General features: G+C 44.3%; 22 protein-coding genes and 1 pseudogene. 17 read left to right on the top strand and 6 right to left on the bottom strand.

The window, feature by feature from the left end; translation table 11 throughout:
* Positions 1-59 precede the first annotated feature (59 nt).
* The 7 genes and pseudogenes from BAMF_RS40280 to BAMF_RS40245 all read left to right on the top strand — a co-directional run bounded on the left by BAMF_RS40280 (position 60) and on the right by BAMF_RS40245 (position 5,341).
* The gene (locus tag BAMF_RS40280; protein WP_013354248.1) at positions 60-512 is read left to right on the top strand and encodes a MarR family winged helix-turn-helix transcriptional regulator; all 453 of its coding nucleotides are present in this window, start codon (positions 60-62) and stop codon (positions 510-512) included.
* A 176-nt stretch (positions 513-688) separates the two neighbouring features.
* Positions 689-1,567, top strand: coding sequence for a YitT family protein (locus tag BAMF_RS40275; RefSeq protein WP_013354247.1), 879 nt, complete (start codon positions 689-691; stop codon positions 1,565-1,567).
* Positions 1,568-1,646: 79 nt separating this feature from the next.
* A pseudogene (locus BAMF_RS40270) lies at positions 1,647-2,136 on the top strand (MarR family winged helix-turn-helix transcriptional regulator).
* Between the two features lie 12 nt (positions 2,137-2,148).
* Entirely contained in the window at positions 2,149-2,787 is a 639-nt protein-coding gene (locus tag BAMF_RS40265) for a nitroreductase family protein (protein WP_013354245.1), read from the top strand.
* A gap of 30 nt (positions 2,788-2,817) precedes the next feature.
* Positions 2,818-3,186: a DUF1304 domain-containing protein gene (locus tag BAMF_RS40260; RefSeq protein WP_013354244.1), complete on the top strand. Its 369-nt coding sequence runs from the start codon at positions 2,818-2,820 to the stop codon at positions 3,184-3,186.
* Positions 3,187-3,560: 374 nt separating this feature from the next.
* Positions 3,561-4,781: an MFS transporter gene (locus BAMF_RS40250; RefSeq protein ID WP_013354243.1), complete on the top strand. Its 1,221-nt coding sequence runs from the start codon at positions 3,561-3,563 to the stop codon at positions 4,779-4,781.
* A 50-nt stretch (positions 4,782-4,831) separates the two neighbouring features.
* Positions 4,832-5,341: a DinB family protein gene (locus tag BAMF_RS40245; RefSeq protein WP_013354242.1), complete on the top strand. Its 510-nt coding sequence runs from the start codon at positions 4,832-4,834 to the stop codon at positions 5,339-5,341.
* A gap of 69 nt (positions 5,342-5,410) precedes the next feature.
* On the opposite strand, the gene BAMF_RS40240 is transcribed toward BAMF_RS40245, so the two are convergent.
* The 5 genes from BAMF_RS40240 to BAMF_RS40220 form a co-directional block, all read right to left on the bottom strand.
* Positions 5,411-6,070, bottom strand: coding sequence for a GntR family transcriptional regulator (locus BAMF_RS40240; protein ID WP_013354241.1), 660 nt, complete (start codon positions 6,068-6,070; stop codon positions 5,411-5,413).
* Between the two features lie 78 nt (positions 6,071-6,148).
* A complete protein-coding gene (locus tag BAMF_RS40235) occupies positions 6,149-7,693 on the bottom strand; it encodes a glycoside hydrolase family 32 protein (RefSeq protein ID WP_013354240.1) in 1,545 nt (514 codons plus the stop codon).
* A 73-nt stretch (positions 7,694-7,766) separates the two neighbouring features.
* Positions 7,767-9,185, bottom strand: coding sequence for a glycoside hydrolase family 68 protein (locus BAMF_RS40230; RefSeq protein ID WP_013354239.1), 1,419 nt, complete (start codon positions 9,183-9,185; stop codon positions 7,767-7,769).
* Between the two features lie 347 nt (positions 9,186-9,532).
* Entirely contained in the window at positions 9,533-10,441 is a 909-nt protein-coding gene (locus BAMF_RS40225) for a DMT family transporter (protein ID WP_258565402.1), read from the bottom strand.
* Between the two features lie 181 nt (positions 10,442-10,622).
* Positions 10,623-11,552, bottom strand: a complete 930-nt coding sequence (locus BAMF_RS40220; RefSeq protein WP_013354237.1) for a manganese-dependent inorganic pyrophosphatase — start codon at positions 11,550-11,552, stop codon at positions 10,623-10,625.
* Between the two features lie 206 nt (positions 11,553-11,758).
* On the opposite strand from BAMF_RS40220, the gene BAMF_RS40215 reads away from it, so the two are divergent.
* On the top strand, positions 11,759-12,130 hold the full coding sequence (locus tag BAMF_RS40215; protein ID WP_013354236.1) for a winged helix-turn-helix transcriptional regulator: 372 nt from the start codon (positions 11,759-11,761) through the stop codon (positions 12,128-12,130).
* Positions 12,131-12,166: 36 nt separating this feature from the next.
* Here BAMF_RS40215 and BAMF_RS40210 read toward each other — a convergent pair whose 3' ends face one another.
* Positions 12,167-12,652 carry a spore coat protein gene (locus BAMF_RS40210; RefSeq protein WP_013354235.1) on the bottom strand — a complete coding sequence of 162 codons (486 nt, stop codon included), beginning with the start codon at positions 12,650-12,652 and terminating at the stop codon, positions 12,167-12,169.
* 133 nt (positions 12,653-12,785) lie between these two features.
* Here BAMF_RS40210 and BAMF_RS41400 point away from each other — a divergent pair, with 133 nt between their 5' ends.
* From BAMF_RS41400 to BAMF_RS40165, 9 genes are all read left to right on the top strand, one after another.
* Entirely contained in the window at positions 12,786-12,938 is a 153-nt protein-coding gene (locus BAMF_RS41400) for a hypothetical protein (RefSeq protein ID WP_013354234.1), read from the top strand.
* 244 nt (positions 12,939-13,182) lie between these two features.
* Entirely contained in the window at positions 13,183-14,118 is a 936-nt protein-coding gene (locus BAMF_RS40200) for a YybS family protein (protein ID WP_013354233.1), read from the top strand.
* A 30-nt stretch (positions 14,119-14,148) separates the two neighbouring features.
* Complete coding sequence (locus BAMF_RS40195) at positions 14,149-16,128, top strand: DHH family phosphoesterase (RefSeq protein WP_013354232.1); 1,980 nt, start codon at positions 14,149-14,151, stop codon at positions 16,126-16,128.
* Positions 16,125-16,574: a 50S ribosomal protein L9 gene (rplI, locus tag BAMF_RS40190; protein WP_013354231.1), complete on the top strand. Its 450-nt coding sequence runs from the start codon at positions 16,125-16,127 to the stop codon at positions 16,572-16,574. The genes BAMF_RS40195 and rplI overlap by 4 nt, the downstream gene beginning before the upstream one ends.
* A 140-nt stretch (positions 16,575-16,714) precedes the next feature.
* Positions 16,715-17,302 (top strand): serine/threonine-protein kinase, encoded by a 588-nt coding sequence (locus BAMF_RS40185; protein WP_013354230.1) that lies wholly within the window; start codon positions 16,715-16,717, stop codon positions 17,300-17,302.
* A 63-nt stretch (positions 17,303-17,365) separates the two neighbouring features.
* A complete protein-coding gene (locus tag BAMF_RS40180) occupies positions 17,366-18,016 on the top strand; it encodes a PIG-L deacetylase family protein (RefSeq protein ID WP_041481689.1) in 651 nt (216 codons plus the stop codon).
* Entirely contained in the window at positions 18,013-19,341 is a 1,329-nt protein-coding gene (locus BAMF_RS40175; RefSeq protein ID WP_013354228.1) for a glycosyltransferase family 4 protein, read from the top strand. The genes BAMF_RS40180 and BAMF_RS40175 overlap by 4 nt, the downstream gene beginning before the upstream one ends.
* A complete protein-coding gene (locus BAMF_RS40170; RefSeq protein WP_013354227.1) occupies positions 19,338-20,525 on the top strand; it encodes a carboxylate--amine ligase in 1,188 nt (395 codons plus the stop codon). The genes BAMF_RS40175 and BAMF_RS40170 overlap by 4 nt, the downstream gene beginning before the upstream one ends.
* Complete coding sequence (locus tag BAMF_RS40165) at positions 20,518-21,573, top strand: phosphotransferase (protein WP_041481688.1); 1,056 nt, start codon at positions 20,518-20,520, stop codon at positions 21,571-21,573. The genes BAMF_RS40170 and BAMF_RS40165 overlap by 8 nt, the downstream gene beginning before the upstream one ends.
* Positions 21,574-21,598: the final 25 nt, after the last annotated feature.

The raw sequence follows: 21,598 nt of genomic DNA, 5'->3' as shown, positions 1-21,598 counted from the left end.
AGTAACGATAAAACATTTTTATTGCAAATGCAATAAAAATACGAAGGGTTTGAAAAGATATGACTGATATTTTGCGGGAAATCGGCATGATCGCACGGGCATTGGATTCCATCAGCAATATTGAATTTAAAGAATTAGACTTAACCAAAGGGCAGTACCTCTATCTTGTGCGAATATGTGAAAACCCGGGGATAATACAAGAAAAATTGGCGGAAATGATTAAAGTTGACCGAACAACAGCGGCGAGAGCGATAAAGAAACTGGAAATACAAGGGTTTATTGAAAAGCATCCTGATGATCAAAATAAAAAAATAAAAAAACTGTTCCCGACTGAGAAAGGGAGAAAGGTTTACCCGTTATTGCAAAGAGAAGGAGAGCACTCTGCGGAAGTAGCCTTGTCCGGCTTTACGCCTGAAGAAAAAGAAACCATTTTCAGCCTCCTTCAGCGGGTGAGAAAAAATATAGAACATGATTGGGAATATGTGAAGAAGGGAAACAAAAGAGAATATTAATGGATGTTAATTCCTTTTACTGTTTTTGAATGATAATGGTCATAAATGGATACGTTATCTGTAAAATCACCTTTTTTGGTTCCTGCTTCAAAATCGGCTGACAGGCTTGTTTTTTAACGAAAAGTATCAATTATGGTATATTTAAATAAGACAAAATAATTGAAGCGGGGAATGAGATGAGTACAATCGAAAAACAAAAACGTAAGAAATCCAGAGCAAAATCTATCGTACGGGCTATTATGGTCATTATCGGCGGAATTATAGCGGCTTACGGGCTGGAAACCGTATTGATTCCGAATAGCGTATCTGACGGCGGGGTGACCGGACTCAGCATTGTCGGTTCACAGCTGTTTCATCTGCCTCTTGGGATCTTAATTGCGGCTATCAACATACCGTTTGTCTGGTTAGGATATAAGCAAATCGGGAAAAACTTTGCGTTTCTATCAATTATCGGTATTGCTTCACTTGCCGCGGGCACGGTTTTTTTCCACCACACTCCGGCAATCATTGAGGGAGACACCCTATTAATCACCGTTGTCGGCGGGATTATTCTTGGTTTGGGAATGGGATTGGCATTGCGTAACGGCGGCGCTTTAGATGGAATTGATATGCTGGCCGTGCTGCTGTCACGGAAATTGCCATTCGGCACGAGCGACCTCATTTTATTTTTAAACATTTTTGTGTTTATTTTCGTTTCATTTGTGTTCGGGCTGCAAGGCGCTTTGCTTTCCGTCATTGCTTACTACATTGCGTCTAAGGTTATTCATGTGGTTGAAGAAGGTTTAAGCGGTTCTAAAACATTTCAGATTATCACCAACGAGCCTGCATTAATGGTAGAGACAATTCGTGAGGAATTGGGCCGCAGCGCTACTTACAAAGAAGCATACGGCGGTTTTTCCCATGAAAAATTCAAAGAAATTACATGTGTCATCAACCGTTTGGAAGAAACCAAACTGAAGGAAATTATTAATGACATTGATAAGCAAGCCTTTGTGACGGTCTATGATGTGGCTGAAGTAAAAGGCAGTAATTTCAGAAAAGTTCATAATCATTAAGAGCTGCCGTTAACCGGCAGCTTTTTTTAAAAAAAGGAGAAAAAACTTGCAAAAAAAGAATGATGGATGTATATTGTTGATGTATCAAACATTGACTAGTCAATTAATTGTGCATAAGAAAGTGGGGATGGGTTTTGACAACATGTTGTTCACAGGAAGGCGAGATTTTATATCAGCTTCAATCACTGCATAAAGTGATCGGAGCAAAATTTGAAGCGTGCACCGGAATCAGCCAATCCCGCCTTGAGCTTCTCGCCGTGCTCTTTCACGTTGATGAGATCAGCCAAAGCGATCTTCAGAAAAAGGTGAATATTGATGGCGCAGCCGTTACAAGACACTTGAAACAGCTTGAAGCCAAAGAAATGGTCACAAGAAGACGGAAGCCCGAGGACAACCGAATCATACTTGTCAGGCTTACTGAACAGGGGCGGGAGAGAATTGAGACTTCCAAAAAAGAGAAGGAGCGTTTCATAAAGGAAATGCTTGCCGGCGTCAGCGCGGAAGAACGCAGTATGTTAAAGAACGTATTATCACAGATGCAGAAAAATATAGAGAATATGAAAGCATAGGAGTGTTTACACATGAAAACAGAACTGAAAACAAACGATTTTATGGACATTATGAAAGGCCGCCGTTCTATTCGGAATTATGATCCGGCCGTAAAAATCAGCAAAGAAGAAATGACTCAGATCCTGGAAGAAGCAACGACAGCGCCGTCTTCAGTCAACGCGCAGCCGTGGCGCTTTCTCGTAATTGACAGCCCGGAAGGAAAAGAAAAACTCGCACCGCTTGCAAGCTTTAACCAAACACAAGTCAGCACATCTTCTGCGGTTATCGCGGTTTTTGCAGATATGAAGAATGATGAATATTTAGAAGAAATTTATTCAAAAGCAGTCGAACTGGGCTATATGCCGCAGGAAGTAAAAGACAGACAAATTGCTGCTTTGACGGCACATTTTGAAAAACTGCCGGAGCAAGTGAACCGTGAAACCATTCTGATTGACGGAGGTCTCGTTTCCATGCAGCTGATGCTTACGGCCCGCGCGCACGGCTATGACACAAACCCGATCGGCGGCTACGACAAAGAAAAGATCGCCGACGTTTTCGGACTGGAAAAAGACCGTTATGTACCGGTTATGCTTTTGTCAATCGGAAAAGCGGCGGACGAAGGATATGCTTCCTACCGTCTCCCTATCGAAACGATCGCACAATGGAAATAATTTTGAAGTAAAGCTGAGAGGAGAGAGACAGTGGACATTATTGCAGCTGTTTTAGTCGGAATCGTAGCCTTAGAACATGTATTTATCATGATACTTGAAATGTTTTTTATCAATTCGAAGGCTGCCAAGCGGTCTTTCAATTTGCCGAAGCATTTAGAAGGTGATCGGAATGTAGCGGTCATGTTTGCAAATCAAGGTCTGTATAATGGATTTCTGGCTGCCGGCCTCATTTGGGGGCTGATCCTCGGAGCTGATCCGGTTGGTCATATGATTCAAATGTTTTTCGTCATTTGTGTGGTCATAGCGGCCATTTTCGGAGGCTTTACTTCAAACAAATCAATTATCGTAAAACAAGGACTTCCGGCTGTTTTAGCGCTTATTTTTCTTTTATTGGCGTAAGCAGACGGAGTGAGGGCTTCCGGGAAGGAAGCCCTTTTTATCATTCTTTATTGGAGGAACGTATCTCCATTTACAAACATTGGAACTGTGGAATGGTGAGCGGATTTGGTTTCTCCGTTTTGCCTTATATTACGGTGAAAAATGGAAGGTTCCCTTGGACGGGGCCTTTGTGTCGCTGGTTCTTGAGATGATTTTGGGGTTAATTTTAAAGCCGATGCGCGTAAGCATCGGCTTGTTTTTGCGGCAGGGAATCTCTCTGCTCATAAAAGCTTAATAGATGGAGCGGACTCCATGTCAATCTGTGTTTTTATAAGATTGCTGGTCAGCGGTTATGGTATGATTTACATAATCAGGGAGCGGGGGTTTTGCAGAGGATGAATATGAGGAGAGCGTATTATTCTATTTTATACAGCCAGACCGCTGTCAACTTGGGGTTCTCCCTTTATACGATGGCTGTCATCTTGTTTTTGTTTACAAAAACCGGTTCGACGGCGATGGCCTCTCTTATGACGTTCGTCAGCATTGTATTTCGCGTATTGGGCAGCGCCGTTTTGCCGCTGGTTACCGGCCGGTTCACGCTTCGGTCTTTGCTGATCGGTTCTCAATTGATACAGGTGATACTGTTAGTCTGTTTGTTTTATGTCATCCAAACCGGTTCATCCGCTTTCTTTTTTCTGCTGTTTTGTCTGATCGGAGGGATTTCTTTTTGCAACGGATGGTTCGCTCCGGTAAAAAGCGCGCTGATCGGAGAAATCATTCCCCCTGATCAAAGGGTAAAAGCGAACGGCTTATTATCTGCGGCTGATCAGACCGTTCAGTTTGCGGGCTGGTCTTTGGGTGGCGTCATCATCGCGTTTTTGGGAGAAAGCTATACGATTATCATCACTGTCATGTTACTGGTTTCTTCGGTTTTGGGCATCATTCTGTTTCTTCAAGTGCACATGTGCGCTCCGCCGGAAGCAGTCAGGAGACGTTCACTTTTTGCAAGTGCGGCAAGCGGCTGGGCGTATTTATTTCGGCAAAAACAGCTGAGAATCCTCATTGTGATGGATGTGATCGAATCGTGGGCGGGCATGATATGGATCGGGTCTGTGTCCTTAACGTATGTGCATGATGTACTTCATAAAGGAGAAGCGTGGTGGGGATACGTGAACGGAGTCTATTATGCCGGGACGATGCTGGGCGGATTGATCATATATAGGTTATCCGGTAAGTTTGAGCGCAACCTCATTCCGTTTATGCTGACGGGAGCCCTGGCATATGGAATGTTCACTTTTATTTATGGACTGATCAGCAGCGCCGTTCTGGCCCTCTTTCTGGTGCTGTGCATGGGGCCCGCTTGTGTATTAAGAGATCTGACACAGGAAACATTTCTTCAAAACATCACGACCGAACAGACACGAGTCAATATATTAGCGGCGAGATCAGCTTTAGTTCAGTTTATCTTTATGTTTTCCATTATCGGAACGGGGGTTATCTCGGATGTATTCGGCGTGCGGTTTATTTATGTCGGCGCGGGTCTTCTTTTATTATTTTCGGTTATTATCGGATTTTCGCAGCTGCAAATGAAGAAAACGGTACAAAGTCGTATGTAGCGTGGTATAATTAAGAACGTACGTTCTATATCGAGAGAGGAGAGGGTTTTGTGGGACATCCGGCACTGCAATTGTATGATTATCATCTTTGGGCAAATCAGCAAATATTCACCCGGCTTAAAGAGCTTCCGGAGGATGTGTACCGTAAGGAGATTCAAAGTGTCTTTCCATCGATAGCCGATGTATTGACTCATGTGTATTTGTCGGATAAGGGATGGTTTGATGTGTTCTCCGGAGAGCGTCTGGAGGATACGCTGAAATCAGCTGATCAGCAAAAAGAGGAGATCTTGTCTAAAGAGATAGAAGAGCTGGAAGATATGTTTTTGGAATTATCAGACCGATATCAACTATTTTTGCAAAAAGAAGAAAATATCAGCCTTCCCCTTGAAATAGAGCATCCATCAGGTGACATTATGAAAACCGCGGCGGCCGATATGGTTCTCCATGTTGTGAACCACGGAACGTATCATCGCGGGAATATAACAGCCATGCTCAGACAGATGGGGTATGCTTCTGTGCCGACGGATTACGGTATTTATTTATATATAAACAAAAAGTAAACAAGACAGCCAGCGCGGCTGTCTTGTGAAAAAATCCAAATCATATGATTTGGATTTTTCGTTTCGCTATTACATGTTTTGCAGGCGTTCTAAACTGTATTTCCAATTTGCCTCAAGCGCTGCTAGGGCAGCGCCGTCATCCTGCTGTTCTAATGCGTGAATGATATCAGAGTGTTCGTTATATGATCTGTTTAACGCGTCGTTCTCACTGAAATAGCGGATTTCCATTCTCTGAATTTTTACTTTCAGGCTGACAAGCAATTTGTGAAGCTCAACGTTGTCCGCAAGCAGAATGATGCGATGATGAAATGCATTATCCGCTTCCAGAATGGCCATTTTATCGCCGTCTTTCATCGTTTGAAGCAGATCCTCATTAAGCTGTTTTAATTCCTGAATCACTGCAGCGTCCATATGAGGGAGGGCTTGCTGCATTGCGAGTTTTTCAAGCGTCCAGACAATGGAATATAAGTTTTCCGCTTCTTTTACCTCAATCGGAGCGACAAGCGTCCATCTGTTTGCCTTTGTTATTACCAAGCCGTCATCTTCCAATCGCAATAACGCTTCTCGTATCGGGGTGCGGCTGATTCCTAATGTTTCTGACAGTTCCTTGTCCTTTAACTTTGTTTCCGGTTTGAGCTTGCCCGTTATGATCCAGTTTCTGAGCGTGTGATACACTTCGTCCCGCATGATGGTTCTTTTCAGCACAGGTTCTTTGTTTTGATTATCCAATGGAACACCTCATGAATCGTAATATACATATCTGCATTTTAACACAGTCCGGACGCTGATAAGAAATGAAGAGGGAGCCTAAGGATGAATCGAACCGAGATGCTTCATCTCAATATGCTGAAAGTCAGCGGTACCGCCTTCAGAAAAGAGGGTAATGCCCTGATCTTCGGCTTTTGGGAACACTTCATTGGTCAGGACGGTTTTTCCGTCGTCTGCAAATACTTCAATACTTGTTTTATCCACGAGAATTTTCAGGTGGACGCGGCCCTTGTTGCCGTCGAATGGCGCTTTGCTTTCGGCGTATGTTCCGGTTTTATCAGGCTGGTCTGTAAACGATCTGTTCACATAGGCATAGCCGTCTTCTGTTGAAATACCGACATCAATATGCCGCTTTTGGTCTGCTGATTCTCTGAGTCTGACGCCTGCATTTTTGATATCAGACCAAGCGATATCCATATCAAGCTGATACGTATCACCCTTGATCGGCAGTGTCTCAGAACCGTTCACCTGTTTGTCTTCAATGCTGTCAGTTGAAGAGGTTAATTGGTTCAATGCTTCAACCGGCTCTGACATCAGGCTGTATGTGCCGCTGTCCTGCTGCTGAAGGCGGATTTCACGAACGATAGAATCCGTGCCGTTAAAGCCGTTCTTTATTGTCGGTGTTTCATCCGGATAATCCCAATTGTTCATCCATGCCAGCGCATAGCGTTTTGTCAGCGGATCTTTGCTGTTGCCGTCTTCAAATGTGACGCCGCCGTACCAGTCAAAGCCGTAATCGAGCCATTGCGGTTCTGCTTGATCGGCAGTAAATTCTTTCCCGTCAAAGTTTCCGGTCCAATAAGCGTACGTATTCGGTTTGCCCTGAGGTTTGCCGTTTGCGCTTGCGCCGAGAATCCACTTGGTCGTTCCGTCATCTGCACGCATCATATAAAGGTCGGGGCATTCGACGAGGCCGATCTCCTGCGTGATAAAACCGCCCGTGTATTGCCAATTTTTTAAATCGGGTGATTCATAAAAACCGATTTTTTCGCCTTCGGCCATGGCCATCACCCATTTGTCATCCTGCTCATCCCAGATCACTTTCGGGTCCCGGAAATCCTTAGTGCCAGGGTTTTTCATAACGGGCTGATCACTATAGGATGTAAATGTTTTTCCTTTATCCGTGCTGTACCATAAATATTGTTCCTGTGCTTGTGTTTTGGCAGTCGGCTGTGTTGTTACGGCGACCAGTGCGTTTTCGCCGAAGCCTGCCGTGTTGTGCTTATCAATGACGACAGAACCGGACCATATATCGCCGTTTTGGTTGGTGTATTTCGGAATAGCCGTGCCTTCATCCGTCCAGTGCACCAAGTCCTCTGATACGGCGTGCCGCCATTCTGTGCCGTTGCCGTTCGGATAGTCCCGATTATAAAGATAGTAGTAATGATATTTCCCCTCGAAAAAAATCGGTTTTTGAGGGTCGTTTTTCCATTTGTCCGGGGTCGTAAAATGATACGCCGCCCGGTAATCCGTCTTATGCGCCGTGTTTGTTTCAGAGGAATTGTGGTTTTTGTCCGGCAGTAATCCGACAAACAGGAACGCACCCAGAAAGATCAATATTGCAATGGGCCATTTTCGTGCCATAGTTGAATTCACCATCTTGTTGAGAAATAAAAGAAAATGCCAATGAAGTATCGGCATTTTCTTTTTGCTGTTATTAGTTGACTGTCAGCTGTCCTTGCTCCAGGATGCTGTTTTTGACAACGGATGTTTTATTGCCTTTGATGTTCATTAAGAAGCTTGGCGCAAATGTTGCCTTTTTATCCTCGAAGAAGCCTCTGTTTGTCATGTAGCTTGTGATAACCACATTGTTGCCTTTGGCTTGCGGCACTGCGAAGTGAGAGTAAGTGAATGTCACATCGTTTGGATCAAGACCCATTTGCAGCACAAGCCCTGTTTTGTTCAGCGGCTTGTAAGGGCCGGTTAAAGAGTTTGATACATAACCAAGCATGTAAATATCGTTTGAGTTAATACCATCGATCGTCATTTTTGAACCGCGTGAATCAGTGAACAAGTACCATTTGCCGTTCATTTTGAAAACATTCGCGCGCTCGATTTCATCAGTTACCGTGTTTGAAGTGATCAGCGGCTTCATTACTTTTTTCAATGTGTAATCATTATTTAACTCTATGATACCGAGGGCGCCGTTCGCTAACTCAGCATCGCGTTTTTTAGCGCTCTGCTGAAGCTTCTGGCTTTCTTTACGGAAGAAGTTCGTGCCGCCGCCGTAGTACGCTTTGTTAAATAAAGATTCTTCGCCTTGGTATCCGTTTTCTGTTCCCGTGTTGGCTTCGAATACAAGGTATTTATGGCCTTTGTCTTCAACGTAGTGAGGGTCTCTCAGCGTATGGTTGTCGCCGGATGTATAATTGCCTTCATCGATAAACTGCTGAACGTTCTGATATGTTTTTCCGTCTCCGTCAAAAATCGTTTTGTGATCTTCCACTCCGTTGATTTTGAGTGTGTCATCAGATTTTGACACATTTACCTGCGCTGTTGTCAGGCTTTGTTTGCCGTAATGTTTACCGGAATAGTCAGTGTAGAATAAACGGATTTTTCCGTCAGATGTAAAGGTTGCAGAACCGGACCATTCTTGCGTCTGATCTTTCAGGATCGGATCGTTGGCGTCGAACTTATCGCTGTCTTTAAAGACACGGCCCGCGTTTTTCCAGCTGTCGATTGAGTTGTCGCCGACCTTTTGATAAAACATGTAGATTGATGTGTCATCAGCGTCTTTCGGGCTTCCCGCAAGAGCAAACACAACGTGATAGCCGTTGTATTCAGCTACTGTTCCGTCAGCGTTTTGCAGCGGCCAGCTGTCCCACACATCAAGTCCTTTTGCAGACTCAATATTTTTAATCGTTGATTGATCGAATTGAGGCACTTGGTATTTTTCGTTTTGCTGCTGTTTAGGGATCTGCAGCATATCATGGCGTGTAATATGAGAGACGCCGTACGTTTCTTTGTATGCTTTTTGGTTATTTTCTTTCGCGAAGGCTTGAGTCGCTCCTCCTGCCAGAAGTGCAGTCGTAAAAGTCAGAACTGTGGCTTGTTTTACAATTTTTTTGATGTTCATGTTCATGTCTCCTTCTGTATGTACTGTTTTTTGCGATCTGCCGTTTCGATCCTCCCGAATTCATGGATGGCAGGTTTGTTACAGAAAAAAAGACCCAAAATATGTAAGGGATGACGCCAAAGAATACACTTTGCCCTTAACACATTTTAGGTCTTGCCTGCTTTATCAGTAACAATCCTGCGTGATTTACTTTTCGACCTCATTCTATTAGACTCTGATTCTATTGACAACTGGTCTATTTTCCTCTTTTGAATGATAGTAAAACGAAAAAAGGCCTTTTAATTTATGGGTAATTGAGACTAAAGGGTGCTTCAGGCCTAGGGAAAAACCTCTCTAAAAAAGAGAGGTTATTTTTTCTTGATAGATAATAAAGCGATGGTGGCTAAAATCAGTAAAGTACCCAGCCATTCTGATATTCCGAAGGGAACATGCAGCCAGATCACCGCTAAAAAAGCTGCTGACAGCGGCTCTGCACAGGCGAGGAGGCTGGTTTCAGAGGCACTCAGATATTTCAGGCTTTCCAAATAGCAATAAAAAGCGATGAGCGTTCCGAAAATGATGATAAACACGATCGCGGCATATGCGGACAACGACCATTGGCCTTCAAACTTCCAAGGCGGCTGAATCAGGCTGAGAACGGCTCCGCCGATCAGCATGCCCCATCCGACAATAATGGCGGAGCCCCATTTCTTCAAAAGCCGATGCGGCTGGAGGGTGTAAAACGCCAGCGCAAATGCCGAGCTGATGCCCCAAAAAACAGCCAGACCGGATATAGACAGGCTGCCGACATTCCCGTGTGTGACCAAAATAAATGTGCCTGCAACCGCTAATAAGACAGCCATCAGTTCTTTTCCTGAAGGAATTCTCTTTGCGCGGATCGCTAAAAAGCAAGTAATAATGGCCGGCCCTAAATATTGGAGAACGGTAGCGGTGGCCGCGTTGCCGTACTCAATTGCCGCAAAATAGGTGTATTGAACGCCTAACATTCCGAAAATCCCGAATAAGAGAAGAGGAATTCTGTCCTGCTTGTCTTTCCAAACGGCCCATATGCGCCCTTTTTCTTTTCGGTACGCAATCCCGAGCAGAAGTACGCCTGACAGAAGCAGGCGCACTGAAGTCAGCCATTCTGTATTAAAATGGCGGTGCTGAAACAGATACTGGGCAACCGTCCCTGAGACACCCCATAAGATAGCACCTGTAAGCACAAGCCAAATTCCTGTTGTTCGTGAATAAGAAAGAGAAGCGTGTTTTTCCAGCGTATAAACCCCCGATTCTGTTGTTGTTGCGCTGATTTACAATAATTAGAAAAAGTGCGCTTTGTGTGTGATATATTATATACCACATATCAAAATGCGTCAAAGTGATTTGTCAGAGTATGCGCTTACAAAATCGCGATGCTATAAAAAAACACCCCGGCAGGTGTCCGGGGTGTTTTGGTTATTCTGCAATCGCATCTGTTAAAACAGGAACGACTTGTTTCTTTCTGGATACAACGCCTCTCAAAAGAGCCGTGTTGTTTTCTAACGTGACGTCGAACGCTTTCTCCACTTTTGGCGCTTGATCACCGATGGCAAGCGCTAGAGAATCGTTTTCCAAAATGTCCGTAATTACAAGAAGGAACAGATCAAGGTTTTTCTCAGCAATTACTTTTGAAAGAGCCGCTTCTAATTCCGGCTGACGCTTTTTGACATCTTCAATATCAACTGTGTTAACTTGGGCGATTTCGACTTTTTTGCTGCCGAGTGTGAACTCTTTCGCATCAAGAGAAATCAGCTCTTCCACAGTTTTCTTGCTTAAGTCCGCGCCTGCTTTCAGCATGTTTAAGCCGTACTCTTCCGCATCTACGCCGGCAATTTCAGCAAGCTCTTTTGCCGCCGCGATATCTTGCTCTGTGCAAGTCGGAGATTTAAATAACAGAGAGTCAGAAATAATTGCTGACAGCATGAGGCCCGCAATTTCTTTCTCGATTTTCACGTTATTTTCTTTGTACATTTTGTTTAAGATTGTAGCCGTACAGCCGACTGGCTCAGCACGGTAGTAAAGAGGTTCCGCTGTTTCGAAGTTAGCGATACGGTGGTGGTCGATCACTTCAAGAACCTGAACGTCTTCGATATCCTTAATGCTTTGCTGGCGTTCATTGTGGTCAACAAGGATGACGCCGTTTACTTCGTTTGCGGCTGTTTCCACGAAACGCGGGCTTTCCTGCTTGAAATAATCAAGCGCGTATTGTGTTTCGCCGTTGACTTGTCCGAGACGGACAGGCTCAGCGTTGAAGCCGAGTTTATTTTTTAGATCAGCGTAGGCAATGGCAGAGCAAATGGTATCTGTGTCTGGGTTTTGATGTCCGAAAATAAGAATTTTTTCCATAATAACTCCTTGTCCTTTTTTGTAGTGTAAACAATCTTTTTATAGTTTAACACGTCTTGCGGAGGGTGTAATCTTCAAAACCTTAAAAATTGATGTGAAAAAGAAGCGTTTTTGTTGAGAGGGAGAGATGATTGCGAGTAAAATACTGGGTAAGTCAGATGCTAATCAGCATATAGTATCAAAAAAGGTACTATGGAGGATGAAAAATGAACATATATCCGAATAAAGAAGGTTGTCCGGTTGAGCTGACGCTTTCCGTTATCGGCGGAAAGTGGAAGGGCATTTTGTTTTATCATATGATCGGCGGAAAAAAGCGGTTTAATGAATTTCGGCGCATTTGTCCCAGCATTACGCAGCGTATGCTGACGCTTCAGCTTCGTGAGCTTGAGGCGGACGGCATCGTGCATCGCGAGGTGTATCAGCAGGTGCCTCCAAAGGTGGAGTATTCACTGACCGAATTCGGCAGGTCGCTTGAACCGATCGTGCTGCAGATGAAGGAATGGGGAGATGCCAACCGGGAGTTTCTTGAGACATACCGGGAAAAAACGTCTCCTCGAGATCAGTCCGTTCAAAAATAAGAAGCAGCAAAGGATGACATTCCTTGCTGCTTTTTTTTATTTCATCGCGATGGCCTTTCTGGCGTTGCGAAAGTCGTTTTTCAGTAATTCACTCAGGTTATGAGCCGGATAATGACCGTGTTCTTCCATATACTCAAAGACCATTTGATGCCACTTGATGGCCGCGTTTAAGTGCTTGACGAAGACGGTCCTTAATTGAGGTGTGGCCGTCTCTGTAATGGCTCCAGCGTAATTGCGCACGGACGTTTTGGCCATGCTCAGCAGGCCGCCGCTGTAAAAGGAGGAATCAGCGCGCTCTTCTGTTTCATCTTCACGAAAGCCGGGTGCTTCAGGGAAGAAAGGAAGCAGCTCACGCAGATTTTGTTCCAGCGAATGGATGGAAAATCTGTAAAGCTGTTTTAGTCTGGCATCGCTGACTTCCCGTTCTGTTCTTTTTAATTTCACAAGTCCGTTTGCCTGGAAAGCGACTAACTCGTGCAATTCTAACGTTTCATGCCATGCTAATGTTCTCCGCTCAGTCATGTTGTAAGAATCTCCTTTATCCTTCATTTTCACTATCAGCATATGCCCCGGTTCCGATGTTGTTCCTGATGTTTTGAAGTTTCCAGAAAGGGAAAATCAATGTAAAGGAAATACGAAACAGAGGTGAAACTATATGTGGGACATGATAAAGAACTTCTTCCTTTTCAGCAGCGGTGTTTTACAGGCAACCACTCTCTTACTTATCGTTATCGTCTTGTTATATGTACGAAAAACCAAAAAGAAAAACAAAGATACTTCTGGTTTCATGGATGATCAGGATCACTGATACAACGGGCATTCTTTCACGGGGATGTCCGTTTATCTGTTTCTATGTTTCACATGGAACATTGCGGCTGCCCGCGCTCATTTTACTTACGATTTTGACTTATGTTAAAATATATACGTGTATTTTGGAGAGTTTATGGAAAATTCAGGTCTTGAAAGAGACATTGCGGCGTCAAAAGAGCAGTCGTCTAAGCTGCTCTTTTCTATTCGTATGTTCAGAATGATACAAGGTTTGAGGTGAGTAAGTGAAAAATACAAGGGCTCTAATAGAAGGCGCCATTTTGATCAGTATTTTTGCAATCATTTCCCTTTTGGTCGTGTACCTCCCTTTACTGGGGGCGATTCTTCTCTTTGCTTTGCCGCTGCCGATCATTCTTTACACCATTAGGCACGGTCTGAAGCCGGGGGTATGGATGGGTCTTGCCAGCCTTCCTGTCAGTTTTATTGTGAGTTCGTTTGCCGGGCTTACAGGCGCTTTTACGGCGGTCTGTACGGGAATCGCTATGGGATATTACTTTAAAAAGAAACAGCCCGTTTATGCGGTTGCATCCGGCGCTTTGGCGTATGTGCTGTGCGGCGTCGTTTTTTTTGTAGTCAGCATCGTGTTTCTTAATATGAATGTGGTTGATAACACCATGTCTCAGCTTCGGGAATCGCTGTCTATGGCAGATGCCATGTCAAAGCAGCTGGGTTACGGAGATCAGTTCGGGAAGCAGATGAAACTGATGGAAAATCAGCTGAGCACGCTTCAATATCTTTTTCCGGCCGCGCTCGTATTGATCGGCGTTGTTTTTGCTTTCATCAGTTATGCGATGGCAAGGCCGCTTTTAAGGCGATTCTACCCCGATCTTCCGAAGATGAAGCCTTTTAGAGAGCTCAAACTCCCGCAAAGCGTTGTCATTCTGTACTTTATTGTGACGATATTAGGGTTTCTGCATTTGGAAAAAGGGCATATGCTGTATTCGGTTTCATTGAATGGGGGATTTATTCTCAGCTTGCTGATTTGTATTCAAGGATTAGCGTTTATTTTTTTCTACTGTCATGAGATGGAGATGCCAAAAGCCGTTCCTGTATTAGCGATTGTGCTGGGTGTGCTTTTTCCGTTCATCCTGTCCGTGTATCTCCTCTTAGGCATCATTGACATAGGCTTTAACATAAGAAATAAGGTGACGCGAAATTGAGTGTGACTTACAGGTGGGGAGTTGATAGAAATGCCTAGTTTTTATGAAAAACCGTTGTTTCGGTATCCCATCTATGCATTGATTGCATTATCAATCATCATAATCCTCATCAGCATCTACTTTAACTGGGTGATAGGAGCCGTCGGCGTTGTGCTGCTCGCCGTGATCTTGTTTTTCATTAAGCGTGCGGATTCTCTGATCAGAAGAGAAATTGACGATTATATCTCCACGTTATCGTATAGATTGAAAAAAGTAGGCGAAGAGGCATTAATGGAAATGCCTATCGGGATTATGCTGTTTAATGATCAATATTACATTGAGTGGGCGAATCCGTTTTTGTCTTCCTGCTTTAATGAAAGCACGCTCGTCGGGCGCTCGCTGTATGACACATGTGAGGCCGTCGTGCCGCTGATCAAGCAGGAGGTCGATTCGGAAACGATCACCTTGAATGAGCGGAAATTTAAAGTGGTGATTAAAAGAGATGAGCGCTTGCTTTATTTCTTTGATGTGACAGAACAGATTGAGATTGAAAAGCAGTACGAAAATGAGAGAACCGTGCTGGCATATGTCTTTTTAGATAATTACGATGATGTCACGCAGGGGCTGGATGACCAAACGAGAAGCACGATGAACAGCCAGGTCACCTCATTATTAAATGCATGGGCGCAGGAGTACGGCATTTTCCTGAAGCGGACGTCCTCGGAGCGGTTTATCGCAGTGTTAAATGAACACATATTAACGGAGCTTGAAAACGCGAAGTTTTCGATTTTGGATGAAATCCGTGAAAAAACATCCGTTCACACTGTATCTTTGACCCTCAGCATCGGCATCGGCGCATCGGTTTCTTCCTTGAAGGAGCTTGGAGATCTGGCGCAGTCCAGTCTCGATCTGGCTCTCGGCCGCGGAGGCGACCAAGTGGCGATCAAAATGCCGAACGGCAAGGTGAAATTTTACGGCGGCAAAACGAATCCGATGGAGAAGCGCACAAGGGTGCGTGCACGGGTGATTTCCCACGCGCTCAAGGAAATTGTATCAGAAAGCAGCAATGTCATTATCATGGGGCATAAATTTCCTGACATGGACGCAGTCGGAGCCGCAATCGGAATATTGAAGGTGGCGCAAGCCAACGGCAAGGAAGGCTACATCGTCATTGATCCGAACCAGATCGGATCAAGTGTTCAGCGCCTGATTGAAGAAATTAAAAAATACGAAGAGCTGTGGTCGCGGTTTATCACGCCGGAAGAGGCGATGGAAATTTCAAATGATGACACGCTGCTTGTCGTCGTGGATACACATAAACCGTCCTTTGTGATGGAAGAGCGTCTCGTGAACAAAATCGAGCACATCGTTGTGATTGACCACCACCGAAGAGGCGAGGAATTTATTAAAGATCCGCTGCTCGTTTATATGGAGCCATACGCTTCATCCACCGCGGAACTCGTGACGGAGCTGCTTGAGTACCAGCCGAAGCGGCTCAAAATCAATATGATTGAAGCGACGGCCTTGTTAGCTGGTATAATAGTGGATACGAAGAGCTTTTCCCTTCGCACGGGCTCGCGGACGTTCGACGCCGCTTCTTATTTAAGAGCGAAAGGCGCAGATACGGTTCTGGTGCAGAAAGTCCTCAAAGAATCGGTCGGTTCTTATATCAAGCGGGCGAAGCTGATCCAGCATACATCTCTATATAAAGAAAATATCGCGATTGCTTCTCTACCTGAGAACGAAGAGGAGTACTTTGACCAGGTGCTGATTGCGCAGGCGGCCGATTCCCTCTTATCGATGAGTGAAGTGGAAGCTTCATTTGCCGTAGCCAGACGGGATGAACATACGGTGTGCATCAGTGCGAGATCGCTTGGCGAGGTCAATGTGCAGATTATTATGGAGGCGCTGGACGGCGGAGGGCATTTAACCAATGCGGCGACCCAGTTATCGGGCATTTCTGTTTCCGAAGCGCTTGTCCGGCTGAAGGAAGCCATTGATGAATATTTTGAGGGAGGCGTTCAGAGATGAAGGTTATTTTCTTACAAGATGTAAAAGGTAAAGGAAAAAAAGGGGAAATGAAAAACGTAGCAGACGGTTATGCACATAACTTTCTCATTAAAAAAGGTCTCGCTGTCGAAGCAAATGCGACAAACGTGAGCGCATTGAAAGGACAGAAAGAAAAAGAGAAAAAAGAAGCGATTGCTGAGCTTGAAAGAGCGAAAGACTTAAAAGAAACGCTTGAACAGCTGACTGTTGAGCTGAGTGCCAAATCCGGTGAAGGCGGCCGCCTATTCGGATCTGTCACAAGCAAACAGATTGCAGAAGCGCTGCAAAAAACGCATAAAATTAAAGTGGATAAACGGAAACTGGAGCTTCAAGACGGTATCCGTACACTGGGATATACAAATGTGCCTGTAAAGCTGCATCCTGAGGTTCAGGCCGTGCTGAAGGTTCACGTAAAAGAAGAAGCGTAATATCAAATGAAAAACCCGCCGATCCGGCGGGTTTTTTTTATGTCATCAGAGGCGCATCGCAAGAAAATGATAAGAATGTTTCATATCCGAAGGTTATCAAATTGCATATTATATTACATCATAACGAAGGATGTGTCGGTATGAAGCGATTTTTTTCTGAAAACTTCTTTCAAAACTCTGAGAATAAAAAGGTGCTGGAGGACTATCCGCTGATCGGCAAGGGAAAAGACGGGGAAGTCTACCTCTTAACACCTAACCAATGTATAAAATATTTTTTTGAAGAAGAGACATGCAAGAAGGAATTGGCCGCTTTTCAGATCGGACAAGTTTCACCGGTGATTCCAAGACTGCATGAATACGGAGATCATTATATTGTGATGGAATATGTCCAAGGCACCTCCCTTGCCAGCCATATCAAAACAGAAAAATCTCTATCCGCAGAACTGACAGCTGCTGTTTTAAATATGCTGGATGAATTAAAGGATCTCGGTTTTACCAGATGGGATGCCGAAATCAGGCACATTCTGATCAACGAAGACGGTGAACTTAAAGTCATCGACCATAAAAGAGCCTTTTCTTCCGATGCCCGAGTGCCCGTAAAACTGTTAAAAGGGCTGGAAAAATACGGCTTGGCGGCTGAGTTTTTGACCACCGTGAAAAAATTAGATCCGTCACGTTACCTGGAATGGCAGCTGCACATGCAAGTTTCTGAAAATCCGCACATGTAAGTTTCCTTTTTTTGGGGTCGTCATATGATACTTGTAACATTTGTTTGGTGGAGTGTGGAAAAAATGGAAGAATACATTATGGTCATCGGTGCTCATCCTGATGATGAACTATTGGGGTCAGCAGGCACCATAAAACGGCTGATCAATGAAGGATATAAAGTGATTTCCATTATTACGGCATTAGGCAGAAAAGAAGAAGCGCATCACATTAAGCAATTACGGGCGAATCAAGAGCTCGGAATTGAGAAAGTCATCTTTTTAGAGCATACGAATTTAGAACTTGAATGTATCCCTCTTCATAAGCTTGTCAAAGAATTAGAACAGCTCATTCGCGTCTATCAGCCTGATAAAATCTTTACTCATCATTACGGTGATATCAATATGGACCACCAGAGAACATTCCAAGCAGTTTTGACAGCCGCCAGACCTCTTCCGAATCAAAAGCCTATTGAACTGCTTACGTTTGAAACGCTGTCTTCAAGCGAGTGGGAGAGGAATACGGCTGATAAACTCTTCAAGCCCAATTACTTCGTTGATATCACAGAGACGATGGACGACAAACTTGCGGCGCTTCACCACTATGACGTAGAAATGAGGGATTTTCCTCATCCCCGTTCATATGAAGGCGTTAAACATTTAGGAAGAGTCAGAGGGATGACAGCGGGCGTAGAATACGCCGAGGCATTTGAAGTCGTACGGAGGATCTGGAAATGAACGAGATGTTTACCATCCCATATCCATATATGGTCCAGACGCTTGATCAGTACTACGGGGTCAAAACACGCCCGCAAAAAAAGACAGCAATCAAGACCCAGATGAAACAGTCACATCGTATTCCGCGAGTATACAGGAAGAAAAAGAAGTTATCCATCCTGATTGCCACATTTTGGGACTACCCGCACACCGGCGGTTTATCCAACTATATTAAAACACTTAGTGAGGGACTGAAAAGGAGAGGCCATAAGGTGGATATCATATCCCCCAATCAGTTTCCTTCCGCAAAAGTAAAAAAACTGCGGACGGCTGTTGTTCCGTTATTAAAAGATTTCTTTAGAGACAGATACGGGGATTATAACGATCATATTTTGAGAAATAATCGGCTGATGTTCATATATGAGCAAATGCTTCAAAAGATGAATCTGGGAAAATATGATGTGTTTCATGCTCAGGATTTATTTACAGCCAATATATTAGGCAGATTCAACCGCATCTATAAAAAACCTTTATTGTTTACACCGCATGGCATGTTTACTTTCAACAGACTTAAATTTCACATATTTAAAAAAGGCTCGGTAGAAGAGGCTTATTACAAAAAACTAGAGATGAAAGCCATTGAATACTCAGATCGCCTGATTATTATCAGCGATACGTTTCGCAGCCCGCTGATGAAGCTTGGAGCCGTACAGGAAGACATGACAACGGTGGTCACAGGAATCGATTACGATGCAAAAACAGGCTTGAAAAAGAAAACGCCGTTACCGAAAAATAAAATCATCATCTCATGTATTGCGAGATTAGGCCCGAGAAAAGGGCATAATCATTTGCTGGACGCACTTTCTCGAATTCCGGCTAATGTACTTGATCATGTAGAAGTGCTGATCGTGGGCGACGGAGAGAGAAGGAGCGCTCTGGAGGAACAGGCTCGAAAACTGAAACTATCAATGGTCTCCTTTTTAGGAAAAAGAGATGATGTTCCCGCTATTTTGGAAGGGACGGACATATTCGTACTGCCGACCATTAATGATAGTCTGCCCATTTCTATTATTGAAGCGATGTTCAGCGGCTCGGCCATCATCGCGACCGATTGCGGCGGCATCCCGGATCTGATCCGCCATAACAAAACGGGGCTTATTGTCGAGCCGGGCAATGCAAAGGATCTTGCCCGGGCATTAGCGTTTTTTATCTATAACAAACCTGCGCGGCAGAGAGCTGCTTTAAATGCAAAGGCCTACGCAGAGAAATATTTAAGCAGTGAGACGATGATAAAAAATATCGAATCCATTTATCAAAATACCATCAAACTCGGAGGGAAATCATGAAACATGAACATGCGGCCGTTGTACTTGATTTCAGTGCAAACGGGATCGGGATGATTCGAAGCCTGGCCCGAAGAGGAATAGATGTTTACGCGTTTGACACGGAGGGACCTTATCGTATCGGAAAATCAAGATTAGCAGATTGCGGGATATGTCCCAGTCCTTTAACACAAGAGGAAGAACTTCTGTCATTTCTGACTGATTTCGGGAAGCGATTTCAAGCAAAACCGGTTCTGTACGCAGGATCTGATGATTATGCGGGATTTATATCTAAATTCCGCAAAACATTAGCCGGTTTTTTTTTATTTTTGCTTCCGAGCCACTCTCTGTTAGAAACGGTTTTAGATAAAAGCAAAGCATATGAACTGGCGTTGAAGCATAACATCCCCTGCCCGAAAACCTTTTTTCCGAACAATCAGGATGAATTGGAAGAGGCCATCGCCAATATTGAGTTTCCGTGTATTTTAAAACCGGTGTCCGGCCATGAATACAGGAAAAAAGTAAACAAGAAAGCAATTGTGATGAAGGATGCGGCACAATTGCGCAAGGAGTTCAGCTCCTACAGAGAAAATGGAAAACTGCTCGTGCAGGAAATCATTCCCGGAGACAATCATTGTTTTTATAAAGTCGCCACTTTTTATGATGACCAAATGAAATTAATGGGCTTATTTTCTCTGCAAAAAAACCATCAATTCCCTGCTGATTTTGGCGCGGGAGCTCATGTCGTGAGCAAACGGATTCCTGAATTAATTGAGAAGACCCTGCCGTTTTTTGAAGCGATTCAGCTGAAAGGAGTAGGCATGGCGGAATTTAAAAAGGACCCCCGTGACAATGTTTACAAATTCATAGAAATTAATCCGCGCTTTTGGCTCAGCCATAGTCTGACAGAACCGGCAGGCGTTCATTTTGTTTACATGTACTATCAGTATTTGACCGGACAGCATGTGAAGCCTCAGCTCGAGCAAAAAGAGGGAATCAATTGGATTTATGAGGTGCGTTACTTCTTAACGTTTTTGAAGAAACGAAAAAGAGGAGAAATGACGTTCCGGGATTTCTGGAAAGGGTGTAAAGGAAAAAAGGAGTATGCTCTTTTTGCTTGGAATGACCCAATGCCGTTTATCAGAAACACTTGGTCCCATCTCAAAAACAGCTGGAAACGGAAGCGGAAGGAAGATCAGCATGTCTGAAAAGGATATTTTGTATGAAGCATTTCAGAAACTGAGAATTGACGAAAAACTGTCGCATTCATTTGGCGAAAAGGCGGCTGTGAACCCGGATGACATCACATGCCTGAAAACAACAGACAGAAGCGCCATTTATAAACTGCTTGTGAAAAAGAAATCCGGCACCGTCCCGCTGATTTTGAAGGTGTATAAATCCTCCCGTGACAAAAACAAGGCCGAGATTAATATGTACAGTAAAGCCCGTGCCGTCTTAGGGGATTTGATGCCGGACATATATCTTATAGAAGAAAACGGCCGGGAAACGTGGATATTTATGGAGTTTGTCAGCCAGATCAGGGGACAGCTTACATTTCATCCTAAGCATTTTCGGTATATTATTCCGTCTGTTGCTGAACTGCACAGCCGCACCTTTGAAAACAAGAAAATTTCTGACGGGAAATGGCGGTCATGGCTGCCGGTATATGAATCGGAAACCATGAGGAAGGGGCGTAAAAAGCAGATCAAAAAGACAGCGGAATTACTGGATCGGGCCCTCAAAGATGATCGAACAAAGGATATCGTAAAGCCTCATTACCGGCAAATCGCAAACCTGCTGGAGCGAAAAGGGCCGGATTTTTCCCCTGAATTGATGCAAAACGGCTCAGCCATTACACATGGCGACCTTCATATGCAGAATATTTGCACCCACGATGCGTCCGGCCATGAACCGTGGGATATTCAATTCATCGATTGGGAATCAGCAAAATACGCGCCGGTTTGGTTTGATATGACGGTGCTGGTTGAAATTCTGCTTGGCTTCAGAAAAGATTGGAGCCCGCACGCGGAAGACATTCGGACGTATTGCGTAAAAGTGTATACGAAAGAAATGAAAAAGCGGGGCATTCATTTTCAGACCCCACCTATGACGCTTTATAAAATGTCTTATTTGCAGAGGACACTTGAGAAAGGGCTTCATACCCAATTGCGGAGAATCTTCGACAATCGGGGAGGAGAGCTGCTCCCGTATCATGTAGACAAAGTGTCACAATGGGGGCGGGAATTAGGTTTATAGGTTTGAGAGGGGGGAGCGGATTTGA

The organism is Bacillus amyloliquefaciens DSM 7 = ATCC 23350 (genome assembly GCF_000196735.1).
GTDB classification, from domain to species: Bacteria; Bacillota; Bacilli; order Bacillales; family Bacillaceae; genus Bacillus; species Bacillus amyloliquefaciens.
The sequence above is the reverse complement of the archived record's forward strand: the minus strand, read 5'-3'. Positions and strand labels throughout refer to the sequence as shown.

Coding starts and splice junctions, on each gene's coding strand:
- BAMF_RS40280 (WP_013354248.1), top strand. CDS start 60: ATGACTGATATTTTGCGGGAAATCGGCATGATCGCACGGGCATTGGAT.
- BAMF_RS40275 (WP_013354247.1), top strand. CDS start 689: ATGAGTACAATCGAAAAACAAAAACGTAAGAAATCCAGAGCAAAATCT.
- BAMF_RS40265 (WP_013354245.1), top strand. CDS start 2,149: ATGAAAACAGAACTGAAAACAAACGATTTTATGGACATTATGAAAGGC.
- BAMF_RS40250 (WP_013354243.1), top strand. CDS start 3,561: ATGAATATGAGGAGAGCGTATTATTCTATTTTATACAGCCAGACCGCT.
- BAMF_RS40235 (WP_013354240.1), bottom strand. CDS start 7,693: ATGGCACGAAAATGGCCCATTGCAATATTGATCTTTCTGGGTGCGTTC.
- BAMF_RS40230 (WP_013354239.1), bottom strand. CDS start 9,185: ATGAACATCAAAAAAATTGTAAAACAAGCCACAGTTCTGACTTTTACG.
- BAMF_RS40220 (WP_013354237.1), bottom strand. CDS start 11,552: ATGGAAAAAATTCTTATTTTCGGACATCAAAACCCAGACACAGATACC.
- BAMF_RS40215 (WP_013354236.1), top strand. CDS start 11,759: ATGAACATATATCCGAATAAAGAAGGTTGTCCGGTTGAGCTGACGCTT.
- BAMF_RS40210 (WP_013354235.1), bottom strand. CDS start 12,652: ATGACTGAGCGGAGAACATTAGCATGGCATGAAACGTTAGAATTGCAC.
- BAMF_RS41400 (WP_013354234.1), top strand. CDS start 12,786: ATGTGGGACATGATAAAGAACTTCTTCCTTTTCAGCAGCGGTGTTTTA.
- BAMF_RS40195 (WP_013354232.1), top strand. CDS start 14,149: ATGCCTAGTTTTTATGAAAAACCGTTGTTTCGGTATCCCATCTATGCA.
- rplI (WP_013354231.1), top strand. CDS start 16,125: ATGAAGGTTATTTTCTTACAAGATGTAAAAGGTAAAGGAAAAAAAGGG.
- BAMF_RS40185 (WP_013354230.1), top strand. CDS start 16,715: ATGAAGCGATTTTTTTCTGAAAACTTCTTTCAAAACTCTGAGAATAAA.
- BAMF_RS40180 (WP_041481689.1), top strand. CDS start 17,366: ATGGAAGAATACATTATGGTCATCGGTGCTCATCCTGATGATGAACTA.
- BAMF_RS40175 (WP_013354228.1), top strand. CDS start 18,013: ATGAACGAGATGTTTACCATCCCATATCCATATATGGTCCAGACGCTT.
- BAMF_RS40170 (WP_013354227.1), top strand. CDS start 19,338: ATGAAACATGAACATGCGGCCGTTGTACTTGATTTCAGTGCAAACGGG.
- BAMF_RS40165 (WP_041481688.1), top strand. CDS start 20,518: ATGTCTGAAAAGGATATTTTGTATGAAGCATTTCAGAAACTGAGAATT.